This is a genomic window from Pseudomonas sp. GZD-209 (assembly GCF_049310485.1).
Taxonomy (GTDB): Bacteria; Pseudomonadota; Gammaproteobacteria; order Pseudomonadales; family Pseudomonadaceae; genus Aquipseudomonas; species Aquipseudomonas sichuanensis.
On record NZ_JBMOWQ010000138.1, the window covers coordinates 16079 to 27502 of the forward strand.

At 57.5% G+C, this 11424-nt stretch carries 8 protein-coding genes, 1 tRNA gene and 1 pseudogene; 5 read left to right on the top strand and 5 right to left on the bottom strand.

Translation table 11 applies throughout. From position 1 onward, the window contains the following. Positions 1-470: 470 nt before the first annotated feature. Positions 471-5807: a hypothetical protein gene (locus tag ACO6VM_RS16320; protein WP_422403539.1), complete on the top strand. Its 5337-nt coding sequence runs from the start codon at positions 471-473 to the stop codon at positions 5805-5807. A gap of 315 nt (positions 5808-6122) precedes the next feature. Here the strand turns inward: ACO6VM_RS16320 and ACO6VM_RS16325 are convergent. The 5 genes and pseudogenes from ACO6VM_RS16325 to ACO6VM_RS16345 form a co-directional block, all read right to left on the bottom strand. Next, positions 6123-6248 (bottom strand): annotated as a pseudogene (locus ACO6VM_RS16325) (IS3 family transposase); the annotation flags it as partial. A 30-nt stretch (positions 6249-6278) separates the two neighbouring features. Beyond that, positions 6279-6986, bottom strand: coding sequence for an IS3 family transposase (locus ACO6VM_RS16330; RefSeq protein ID WP_401058513.1), 708 nt, complete (start codon positions 6984-6986; stop codon positions 6279-6281). Next, positions 6983-7276, bottom strand: coding sequence for a transposase (locus ACO6VM_RS16335; RefSeq protein ID WP_336332453.1), 294 nt, complete (start codon positions 7274-7276; stop codon positions 6983-6985). The genes ACO6VM_RS16330 and ACO6VM_RS16335 overlap by 4 nt, the downstream gene beginning before the upstream one ends. A 392-nt stretch (positions 7277-7668) precedes the next feature. Further along, a tRNA-Thr gene (locus ACO6VM_RS16340) sits at positions 7669-7744 on the bottom strand. Positions 7745-7802: 58 nt separating this feature from the next. After that, positions 7803-8213 carry a pilin gene (locus tag ACO6VM_RS16345; RefSeq protein WP_401058511.1) on the bottom strand — a complete coding sequence of 137 codons (411 nt, stop codon included), beginning with the start codon at positions 8211-8213 and terminating at the stop codon, positions 7803-7805. A 211-nt stretch (positions 8214-8424) separates the two neighbouring features. Here ACO6VM_RS16345 and ACO6VM_RS16350 point away from each other — a divergent pair, with 211 nt between their 5' ends. Genes ACO6VM_RS16350 through yacG form a run of 4 tightly spaced genes read left to right on the top strand, consistent with a single transcriptional unit; the run spans position 8425 to position 11322 of the window. After that, positions 8425-9633: a type II secretion system F family protein gene (locus ACO6VM_RS16350; RefSeq protein WP_401058509.1), complete on the top strand. Its 1209-nt coding sequence runs from the start codon at positions 8425-8427 to the stop codon at positions 9631-9633. 2 nt (positions 9634-9635) lie between these two features. After that, a complete protein-coding gene (locus ACO6VM_RS16355) occupies positions 9636-10502 on the top strand; it encodes a prepilin peptidase (RefSeq protein WP_401058507.1) in 867 nt (288 codons plus the stop codon). Next, positions 10502-11125: a dephospho-CoA kinase gene (gene coaE, locus ACO6VM_RS16360; protein WP_258644747.1), complete on the top strand. Its 624-nt coding sequence runs from the start codon at positions 10502-10504 to the stop codon at positions 11123-11125. Before ACO6VM_RS16355 ends, coaE begins: the two co-directional genes overlap by 1 nt. After that, positions 11122-11322, top strand: a complete 201-nt coding sequence (gene yacG / locus ACO6VM_RS16365; RefSeq protein ID WP_110991743.1) for a DNA gyrase inhibitor YacG — start codon at positions 11122-11124, stop codon at positions 11320-11322. The genes coaE and yacG overlap by 4 nt, the downstream gene beginning before the upstream one ends. Positions 11323-11424: the final 102 nt, after the last annotated feature.

The following is an 11424-nucleotide window of genomic DNA, read 5'->3' on the forward strand; positions in this document are numbered from 1 at the left end:
GGCTCGTATTGAGCCTACCTGTGCTGCGGTCATGTACCCTTTGAATGGAGCGACATTCAGAACTCAATCCAGACCAATAGAAAGCCCTTTTGTTTGTCGAAAACTTGCTTCGACTTTTGAACCAGAAAGGCTTTGGTCAACATCTCACTGCTATGTTGAAGGAATAGAAGTACTGCTTCTGTCTGACCATGATCGTCATGCCCGCTGAATACTTCCAATCCACGCCGTAACGAAGTATCGCATTGCTCTTGAGAGTCCTCGCTTCCAGCTTGAGCTTCACTCGACGATCATCCGCAAGGGTTATGAGATAGGTCAGAAGGATGGCCCCAGTTTTCAGAGGAGCGCGAAGCCTTGTGAGCCTAGGCCATGAAAGCCATGGTCACCCAAGCAGTTTGATTCTGTGTCTGCAGTCGACCTAGCCGATATGCGAGAATCCTTTCGTCGACATGGATACGGCGAGAGATCGAAAAATGGCAAAAACCCCGCTCCGAGATAGTACCGAAAGCACCTCTTCTTCAGATGCACCTGTGGACCACGTTGCCCCTGCGAGCCCCGAGCTGACCGGAGGTGCGGGATACACCTACGAGGATGGCGTAGTTGCGGTGTATGCTGCCGCACTTTTGGCAGAAACAACGGCACCTGGCTTGCCAGGCCGTACTGTAAAAAAGGTCTCTGTGCAGCAAGGTCCGTTGGGCCATCCGCTCGACGATCTAATTGTTGAGGCCCAAGGTGTAGACGAACTCCGCGTGCTCTTGAGCCTGCAGGTCAAAAGAAAGTTAACCATCAGCAAGGCTAAGTCCAACACGGATTTCAGGGAAACCATCCATCGTGCCTATAGGACTGTCGGAGGCACTAACTTTAGGGTTGGCATCGATAAAGTAGGGGCGATTGCAGACGAGATCGTGGACGCAAACAAGCGTAACTTTGAAACGCTCTGCGAATGGGCCCGCGCGACAGCAGACACCGAGAGTTTCGTTACTAAAGTGATGACTGAGGGGGTTGCTGGCGACAAGAAGAAATTTTACCTCATCGTCAAGGGCCTCATTGAAGAGCTTCAGATCGAACAGGATCTGGACCACGCCAGCCATCGCCTGCTGTCCAATTTTGTGCTGATGCGCTTCGAAATGCTGCATGAAGGGTCTACTACGGAGGCCGCCGCAGTCGCCAACTTGGCCAATTTCCTCAGCCCAAGTGAACACCATCGCGCAGATGATCTATGGCGGCGACTCCTTGCTTTGGTTCGCGTTTCGGAAGGCGTTGCAGCTTCACTGGATCGCAAAACTATTGTCTCTAGGCTCAATGGCTCATTTCGACTGAAAGCTGCGCCGTCCTTGCAAGCGGCGCTGTCGAGAGTTGCTGCGGAGTCAAAACTGGCTGCGACTGAAATCAATAACACCATAGCAGGGGTCAGCATCCCACGGGAGCGGTTTGTTCTGATGAGCCATGCGGCCTTAAAGAGCAGTAGCTTCGTACAGATCGGCGGTCTACCGGGTGCAGGCAAATCTGTCGTACTGAGATACTTAGTGGAAGAGGCACTTAAGATCGGTCCTGCTCTCTTTTTAAAAGCAGACCGCCTTACCGGGGCTTCATGGGCTCAGTATTCTTCAGCCACGGGCATCGGCGGTGGAGCGCTGGAAGATTTACTGGTCGAGCTCGCGGCTGCGGGCACCGCGACATTGTATGTTGACGGTATCGATCGGGTTGAGTTGGGCTCTCGTGGGGTCATTCTGGATATCCTCCACACCATCATCGATTCGCCCCTGCTTGCGACATGGAAGGTAGTCGTTAGCGTCAGGGACACAGGCATGGAGCCAATTAGAACTTGGTTGCCAAGTTCGATTTTTGATCGCGGTGCTCAGCTAATTGATGTCAATGGTTTTGATGATAACGAAGCCAAGATATTGGCAACGGCAAAGCCAGCACTCAGACCCATGTTGTTTAGCGACGACCAGGTCAAACAAATAGTTCGCCGCCCATTCTTTGCAGGGGTTCTGATGCAACGGAGCACTGCTGATGCTGGCCAGCCGGGTTCTGAGGTAGAACTAGCCACCGCCTGGTGGGAAAAAGGGGGATACGGAGCTGTAACCGCACGAGCAGGCAAGCGCCGCAGTGCCCTGGTTCAATTGGCACATGCTGGAGCAAATCAACTTGGACGGCGGATTCCCTCTCTGGGAATTGACCCCGAGGCGCTAGCTGAACTCGAAGCCGATGGCATCATTCGGCAGGTTCGCACAGGCCAAACGGTAGGATTTGTCCACGATATCTATTTTGAATGGGCATTCCTTCAATACCTGATCTCAAAGGGTGAGAGATGGTTGGAAGTCATCCGGGAGGTTGGAGAGCCTCCAGTTCTAGGCCGAGTAGTCGAACTGCTCTCGCAATCAGAGCTTCAGTATGGAGAGGATTGGAAAACCTATCTCCTTCAGCTGGAAGCCACTACCGGAGTTCGCGCTCAATGGTTGCGCTCGTGGTTGGTGGGGCCATTTGGCATACCTGCTTTTCCCGCACACGAAACTACTTGCAACGATGTACTGTTGGGAAATGAAGGCAAACTGCTTTCCAAGCTAGTTGTCTGGTACCAAGCTGAAAGAACGAAAGCTAACCCGACCCCGCTGAATGCTGAACTCTTCCCCAATCTGGAACTGAGCAAGCGCCTGATGTTCGCTGATGCCTTGGCCTGGCCATCCGACTTCGATGCATGGCACCGCTTCTGCTTGTGGCTCCTCAAAAATATCAATGACATCCCCACGTCAATACGTTCTGATGTGGTTTCTGTTTTTGAAGTATGGCAGAACGCCCTCGCAGAAATCCCAAACACCGTGTCTGAGGCCATCGTATCTTTAGCGGAAGGTTGGCTCAGGGAAATTGAGGGACGCCGCCACTCTAGGAATCGACAGAAAGACAATGATCTCTGGGGCAAACTAAGCTACGGAGAGGTTGATGAGCTGGAGTCAAGGCTCCGGACCATCCTTCTGCGATCAAGCAAGTCCTATCCGGAGCTCGTGACATCATACATATCGAAATGGGAAACCACAGACGATATTCCTGATAACGTCAGCTCTGCGATTTTTCTTTTCGCGTCCAGCCTTAGCCAGGTTTGCCCCGCGCAACTTGTGAGTTTCACGTTGCAAGCATTGCTTAAACCTTTGCCGGAAGAGGTGGTTCGTCGCTCTAGGCAATCTAGGTACGGCCTTGGTTTTGGTTTAGATGGCCTCGCTGGACAAAAATTGTCTATTAATGATAGAAAATTCTTTCCTGCCGCTCCGACGAGAGAACCCTTTCATTCATTATTCAGAAATGCACCGGATGCAGCGAAGCAGCTAGTACGCCAACTGGCCAACCACGCAATCGAGGCATGGCGTCAACTTCACAGACTCGGGCATACGAAACAAGGCACCCCAATCCCTCTATCGCTCGACTTCCCGTGGGGGATGCAAGCTTTCTGGGGGGGTGAGAACCAGTACGCTTGGACTTGGAACTCATCTGGCTCGCCAGCAGTAGCTTCTGGATTAATGGCGCTGGAAGCTTGGGCATTCGAGCAACTGAAAGCGGTCCGCGCGCCCGACGAAATCATTCACGAGGTACTGGAGGGGCACGAGTGCGTCGCCGCGGTATCAATCGCCGTCGCTGTCGCCCTTGAGACCCAGCTTTGCTCAAGCACCAGCTTACCTCTTTTAGCAAGCCAGCGACTCTGGATGTGGGATATCAAGCGAAACGTCTCGGCCTGGGGCTTGGGCACGAACCTTATGGGATTCCAATCCCCAGACGAGGCCCATTACAATGCCATCAAAGCCATGAACGAACGAAAGTGGATCAAGTACGAGTTGCGCGCACTTGCGTCGCTATGTGTTCTTCGGGGTGGTGAAACTGGCAAACGTTTATCCGAGGCAATCACCGCATTCCCTACAGCATTGCCGTTTGATTACGAGGAGGAACGTGAGGATAAAATCTCGGTTGCACAGTTACTCAGAACTGCAGAGATCTGGGCTGAGATAGGTAAGCTGGAGAACTACAGCGCCGTGCCTACCGAGGACGGATCGCAGATACTCATTAAACATGACAACCCCAAAGCCACAGGACCTGATATCGATGCCATCAACCGACATCAGACAGAGCTATCAGAGCATTGGAGCCTCATACTATGGGTGGATAAGTACTTCGAAAATAAGCAGCTAGGAACGCTGAGCGTCGAAGAGGCCATCAAACGGGCTAGGCAACTGGACCATCCGTCCTTGTTTGATACTGCTCAAGATTATGTATCCGGCGAGTTCCAGCGGCAGGGAGCGGTTGCAGGTGTTGCTGCAGTGGCTTTAGCTTATGGGTCTCTCAACGATTCTGAATGTGAGTGGGCCGTAAGCGTATGCGCAAGAGCCTGTAGTACACCAGAAACAGTGAACGGCTTTTACCGTGGGTCCAGATTGCTACATCACCCTGTACTGTACTCGGCTCGTGCATTAGGTGCTCTCCTACTTAACCCATCCTTACGGGTTGAGGCTCAGGAGAGGTTGATCTGGCTTGCAGCTCATCCTTATCAGCAAATTGGCATAGAGGCCATTAGTGCCATGATGCGTGTCGGAGAGCCCCACCCCGAAATTGCATGGTTAGCCTTGCACCTAGCCTCAACTCTCTCAATGATTCAACGCCATATCTACGGCGGTGACTCTGAAGTCGCTGCTCGGAGTGAGAAGGAACAGTTAACGGCTGCCGTTCAGCTGATTATCCAAAAAATGGAACAGCCCCAGCAGGCCCCCACTGCACCTCCTGCTATGCCGGCCGCATGGGTCCGCCTGAGCAAACCCAAAGTCCGTTCTGCGAAGCGACCACGAAGGATTGGAGGGCTAGCTCAAACCACAGCGCTGAAGTGGGAGCTTCCCTCCGTTGAGCCTGACACTGACTGGCTGGCAAAAGTGCTGGCCCAGGCTCCAGTCTCCGTATTCATCGCCACGGAAATGCGAGCAGACTTCTTAGCGTGGTGTGACTCTCTCGTTCTATGGACCGTTGAACGTCTTCACCCTGCCTGGTTGTCGGAAGCCGAACCTCAGGAGTTCGAAGCAACGGGGTCTGATCTTTACGAGTGGCGAAGAATTTTGTTTGGGTTCCTCGCCCGTGTAGCGCTTCATTTGGAGCCGGAAGAAGGTTATCGCCGATTTGTCGAACCGGCTGCTGCTACAGACGATGAGACCTTTTGCTCACTTATGGCTGAGTTCGTCTCCCATCTAACCTGCAATTTGATGGATGAGCCGACCATTCCCGCACCGACTTTGCCGTTATTGGAGCTAATCGTTACTCGCATGCTGGAATGCAGCGATTGGGAACGCGCCACCTGGAACGATGGGAAACTTTACAACTCTGATTTGTCGCAGATGATTCGCTCCATCTTTTTTATCGAAGTGGAGAGCGCTTCTGGTGCAACAAGATTTGCTAATGGAGACTGGAGTGATCTCGGCAAGGTTCTGGAGTTGACAGATCCTGTACTGCTACGTTACGGCCCACTGCCACAGATAACTTCTGCATTTCTCACCAGCTGTGAACGAGGATTGAGCGCGTACCCGATTGAGTATTTCGTGAAGCATCTGATCTCTGTACTGGATCGCAAAGAAGGCATGCCACTAGGATGGCGCGGTACGATGTTACCAGCACGTCTTGCGGGTTTGATTCAACGAGTATCGGAAAGAACTCAACCCATGCCATTGCCAGTGGCTCAGGCCCTTTTACGAGGTCTGGACAAGCTGGTCGACCTAGGAGATCGGCGGGCCGCAGCGGTGCAAACCAGTGAAGTTTTTAAAGATGTAAGGACAGGTATATAGAATTGAGCTGCTCGCTATACACGTCCTGTACTGAAGACCTGCCCGTCGAACAGGGTGTAGTCCTTCTCCCGCAGCTTGGCGACCTCGCATTTGTGGTCTGAGAGGGGATAATGATGCGTGGTAGGGGTATACATTTTCTCGTCGAACCAGCGTATACCCCACCGCATACCTAAAATAGGTAGATCAGGCTTAAGGTGGTCGTGGATGGCCGCGCCCGTGTTCGCGGTTAAACCCGCTTCCACAGGGAACGCACCAGCTTCTATAAATTGAGTAAGACATGGGCCTGTCCCGTGACAACGGACGCCAAGAGGCTGGCTATTGAGCCGCCTTTCTCAAGCCTTTTGCATATTCGTTCGGTGAACGATAGCCCAGTGCTGAGTGCAGTCGACTGCTGTTGTAAAACCCGTGGATGTAGTTTGCGATCGCCAGGTGCGCCTGCTGCTTGCTGGGGTAAACCCGGCAGGCCTCTTCTCACTTCAACGTGGCAAAGAAGCTCTCAGCCACGGCGTTATCCCAACAATTTCCCTTCCGGCTCATGCTCTGCGTGAAGCCTTTCTTGGCCAGGACGAAGCGAAATTTGCTGCTTGCATACTGACGTCCCTGATCGGAGTGAAAAACAACACCGTAGAGGCCAAGGCACGCGTTCCAAGCGTTGATGAAGGCTCGCTCAACCAAGTCGTCCGGCATCCGATCCGCCAAGCTGTAACCCAGCACCTGGCGCGTCTGAATGCTTAATACCACTGCCAGATACAACCACCCCTCTTTGGTGGCGATGTAGGTGATATCGCTGACCCAGGTGGGCGTGGCGCTGCTCACGGAAAACTGTCGGGCCAGCACATTGTCCGCTACGGGTAGATAGTGGTGGCTATCAGTCGTACAGGGTTTAAAACCGCCTTTGCATTTACCTTGGATATGTTCCTCGTGCATCAGCCGACCTATCCGGTTATGACCCACTGCATGTGCCTGCCGGCGCAAAGCTTCGACCAACCGTGGTCGCCCATATGTATTCCGGCTGGCCGCGTAGGCCTTGTGCAAATCAACGCGAATCTGAGCGTCTCGATCTGGACGGCCCTGGCGATGCTGATAGTCGTAAAACCCCGAAACTGAGACACCCATCACCCGGCACAGCAATCGCACCGGAAATTGAGCCCGTTCACTAGCGACGAAGGCGTATCTCACCTGGACTCTTTGGCAAAGAATACCGCCGCCTTTTTTAGGATTTCGCGCTCCAGCTTGAGTTCGGCATTCTCGGCCCTGAGCCGCGCCAGTTCGCTGTCGTCTTTACTGACAGGGCGTCGGTCGGGGGAGCTTAACGAGTGTCCTTTGCGAGACGCATCAACCCAGTTATCCAGCGTCTTTACGGGAATCTCGAGTTGCCGGGCGGCTTCGGTTCTTCCTACCGTTTGCGCCAAGGCAACGGCTTGGATTTTGAACTCTTCGGTGTAGTTACGGTAGGTTCGAGTGGACATGACAACCTCCAAGAGAACGATTCAAGTATCGCCTCTTGGCGTCCGTTGTCACGGGACAGGCCCAACAGTACTCCCACAGGAGGTGGGAAAATGTTGAGGAAGGTGGATCAGCGTGAGATGGCAGGGCTGGGCCTCAGGGGCATGTCTGGCCAGCAAAATCATTATTTATAAAATTTCGGGATTCTGCCCCGTGAACATTGGGCGAAACCCCAATGCCGGAAATGGGTTATCTCAAAAGACGTGCATCCCTAAGTGGAAAACGGCAGGCGCTTAGGCGGGCTAGTGGGATGGTTCTGACGGCTGAGATCAAAAGGCGGCGCGCACAAAAAACCCGCACAAGGCGGGCTTCTCTTGAAACCAGATACCGAAAAATCGCCACTGGCTCATCTGACTGGTGCCGGAGACAGGAATCGAACCTGCGACCTTCGCGTTACGAGTGCGCTGCTCTACCGACTGAGCTACACCGGCGTGTTGCGCAACGTACCACTGCCGTGTGCGTTACGCAAACCCCTGTTCCACCTCACTTTCACTGCACCTTGCAGCCATTCGGGGCGAGGTCTTCCTCGACCGTGGTGGTGCAGCTCCAGCCGGCCTGGGTGCGGGTGAGCGTGAGGGTTTTGCCGAGCACGTTGGCGGGGGCTTCGGCCAGGGTGCAGACGATGCTGCCGGTGCCGTCGGCAGCGGTGCCGGTGGCGGTGATGGCGCAGTGGGCGGTGCTGGCCTGGCCGCCGAGGCTGGCGACGTCGGGGACGTTCTTGCCGTCGTTCAGGCGGATGTCCATCGGGGTCTTGAGGGCGGAGATTTCCAGCAGGGCGGCCGCGGTTTTGGCGCGGGCCTGGTGGTTGGTGTACATCGGGATGGCGATGGTCGCCAGGATGCCGATGATCGCGACGACGATCATCAGTTCGATCAGGGTAATGCCGCGTTGCCCTTTCATAGGCGGTATTCCTTCGTAATGCGTGGAGGCGCGGGGGCGCTGGGGCCCTGCCGGCAGGCGCGCAGTAGGCCTGAACCGACACCTTTTGTCACCCCTGGCTGGCGGGGCGGGCTTGGTGCTGGACTACTCTAGTGACCGTCATGGGATCGCGCCCGCTGTCGGGCCCGGCAAGCTGTTACCGGGCTTGTCGCTTCACTGCAAAGGACTTTGCATGCCACCGTCTACCCGCCTTTACGCCTGGGAGGGCATCGATGCCGCCGGGGTTCGTCAACAGGGCCAGCAGCCTGGGCGCAGCCCGGCGTTCGTGCGGGCGTGGCTGCAACGTCAGGGCATTCGCGCTACGCGGGTGCAGCCGGCGGGGGGCTGGCGATGGCGCTGGCCGCAGCGCGATGGCAAAGCGGATGCGCCGGGGTTCAGCCGGCAGCTGGCGACCTTGCTGACGGCGGGGGTGCCGCTGTTGCAGGCGTTCGAGGTGATGGCGCGCAGCAACACGGGCAGCGGGATAAGTGGGCTGCTGGTGCGGTTGAAACAGGATGTGGCGGCGGGGCTGGGGCTGGCGGATGCCTTGCAGCGCCACCCGGCGTGGTTCGATGCGCTGTATTGCAACCTGGTGCGGGTGGGTGAGCACTCCGGCACGCTGGACCGGCAACTGGAACAGATGGCGACGATGCTGGAGAAACGCCAGGCACTGCGGCAGAAGGTGCGCAAGGCGATGTTGTATCCGGCGCTGCTGCTGTTGACCGGGCTGGGGGTAGCGGCGTTGTTGCTGCTGGAGGTGGTGCCGCGGTTCCAGAGCCTGTTCGCCAGTTTCGACAAGGCGTTGCCGGCCTTCACTCAGTGGGTGATCGACTTATCCACAGCGCTGGGCAATCACGCGGTGTGGTGGGTGGTGCTGATGGCGGCATTGGGGCTGGGCACGCGCGAGCTGTATCAGCGGCATGTGCCTGCGCGCTTGTGGATATTGCGGCTGATCTTGCGGGTGCCGGTGGTCGGGCGCTTGCTGGGCCATGCGGCGTTGGCGCGGTTCGCCCGCTGCCTGGCGACCTCCTATGCGGCGGGGGTGGCGTTGCTGGATGCGTTGCAGACGGTGGCGCCGGTGAGTGGTGACAGCCTGCACGAGCGGGCGATCCTGGCCCTGCGCCAGGGCGTGGCGAACGGGCTGGGCCTGCACCAGGCGATGGAGGCGGACGCGCTGTTCCCGCCGTTGTTGCGCCAGCTGGTGGCGGTCGGCGAGGCCAGCGGCACGCTGGACCTGATGCTGGACAAAGCCGCGCTACATTATGAGGAGCAGGTGAGCCAGGGGCTGGAGCAGTTGACCACGCTGCTGGAGCCGGCCATCGTGCTGATTCTCGGGCTGCTGGTGGGGGGCCTGGTGGTGGCGATGTATCTACCCATATTCCAGTTGGGCAGCCTGATCTGAACATGAATGCCTGGACCTTAGTCGTCGAACATCCTGCGTTTTTCTACAGCCTGGCCGTGGTGCTGGGGTTGCTGGTGGGCAGTTTTCTCAATGTGCTGGCCTATCGGTTGCCGATCATGCTAGAGCGCCAGTGGCAGCGGGAGGCGCAGGCAGTGCTGGGGTTGCCGGGGGACGCGCACGAGCGCTTCGACCTGTGCTTGCCGGCCTCTCGCTGCCCCCATTGCCAGCAGCGGATTCGTGCGTGGGAGAACATTCCGGTCCTGAGTTACCTGGCGTTGCGCGGGCGCTGCTCGGCGTGCAAGGGGCGGATCAGTGCGCGCTATCCCTTGGTGGAGCTTGGGTGTGCCCTGCTTTCGCTGCTGGTGGCCTGGCATTTCGGGCCGGGCATCGAAGCGTTGCTGGTGATGGTGCTGACCTGGGGCCTGATCGCTTTGAGCCTGATCGATGCCGAGCACCAGTTGCTGCCGGATGTGCTGGTGCTGCCGCTGCTCTGGCTGGGGCTGGTGGTCAATGCCTTCGGGCTGCTGGTGCCGCTGGCCGATGCAGTATGGGGCGCGGTGGCGGGTTACTTGAGCCTGTGGTCGGTGTTCTGGGTGTTCAAGCTTCTGACCGGCAAGGACGGCATTGGCCAGGGCGACTTCAAGCTGCTGGCGATGCTCGGCGCCTGGGGCGGCTGGCAGATCCTGCCGCTGACGCTGATGCTCGGGTCGTTGGCCGGGGCGCTGATCGGGCTGGTTCTGGTGCGCCTGCGCCGGGCGCAGATGGGCGTTGCGCTGCCCTTCGGGCCTTATCTGGCCATTGCGGGCTGGATCGCAGTGCTCTGGGGTGATGAAATAGTCGCCTCTTACCTGCAACTGCTTGGAACCTGATGAGCACAGCGCCCTTCACCCCCTGGATTCTCGGTTTGACCGGCGGCATCGGCAGCGGCAAGAGTGCCGCCGCCGAGCGCTTCGTCGCGCTGGGCGTGCACCTGGTCGATGCCGACCAGGCCGCGCGCTGGGTCGTCGAACCCGGCCGCCCTGCCCTGGCCCGTATCGTCGAGCGCTTCGGCCCTGGTGTATTGCAGGCAGACGGCCAGCTCGACCGCACCGCCCTGCGCCAGCTGATCTTCGCCGACCCTGCGCAGCGGCAATGGCTGGAGCAATTGCTGCACCCGCTGATCGGGCAGGAGATTTTCAGCTACCTGGCCAAGGCCGAGTCGCCCTATGCGGTGTATGTCTCGCCGCTGCTGATCGAGTCGGGGCAGTTCAACAAGGTGCAGCGCATCCTGGTGGTCGATGCCCCTACCGAGTTGCAGGTGCAGCGCACCCTGCAGCGCGACAACACCAGCCCCGAACAGGTGCAGGCGATTCTCAAGGCCCAGTTGGCCCGGGAAGAGCGCCTGCGCCATGCACATGATGTGGTGGTCAACGATCGTGACCTGCAATCGCTGCACGACGAGATTGACCGCCTGCACCACTTTTACCTGACTTTGCGAGGAGGCCAGCCATGAGCCAGCCGATGACCGTTGATTGCCCGACCTGTGGCGCGCCCGTGGAGTGGGGGGAGCAGAGCCCGTTTCGGCCGTTCTGTTCCGACCGTTGCAAGTTGATCGACCTGGGGGCTTGGGCGGCCGAGGAGCACAAGATTGCCGGCTCTGATGAGTCCGAGGATGAGTTGTATTCGGGGGATCTGGAGCCTAGGCATTAAGGCCAAGCCTGGCGGAGCAAGTACCGACGCCATCGCGGGGCAAGCCCGCTCCCACGAGGCAGCCAATGGCGTAGCACTCGTGGGAGCGGGCTTGCCCCGCGA

What these genes read in the sequence shown, in the direction of transcription:
- ACO6VM_RS16320 (WP_422403539.1), top strand. Translation starts at nt 471, where the DNA reads ATGGCAAAAACCCCGCTCCGAGATAGTACCGAAAGCACCTCTTCTTCA.
- ACO6VM_RS16335 (WP_336332453.1), bottom strand. Translation starts at nt 7,276, where the DNA reads ATGTCCACTCGAACCTACCGTAACTACACCGAAGAGTTCAAAATCCAA.
- ACO6VM_RS16345 (WP_401058511.1), bottom strand. Translation starts at nt 8,213, where the DNA reads ATGAAAGGGCAACGCGGCATTACCCTGATCGAACTGATGATCGTCGTC.
- ACO6VM_RS16350 (WP_401058509.1), top strand. Translation starts at nt 8,425, where the DNA reads ATGCCACCGTCTACCCGCCTTTACGCCTGGGAGGGCATCGATGCCGCC.
- ACO6VM_RS16355 (WP_401058507.1), top strand. Translation starts at nt 9,636, where the DNA reads ATGAATGCCTGGACCTTAGTCGTCGAACATCCTGCGTTTTTCTACAGC.
- coaE (WP_258644747.1), top strand. Translation starts at nt 10,502, where the DNA reads ATGAGCACAGCGCCCTTCACCCCCTGGATTCTCGGTTTGACCGGCGGC.
- yacG (WP_110991743.1), top strand. Translation starts at nt 11,122, where the DNA reads ATGAGCCAGCCGATGACCGTTGATTGCCCGACCTGTGGCGCGCCCGTG.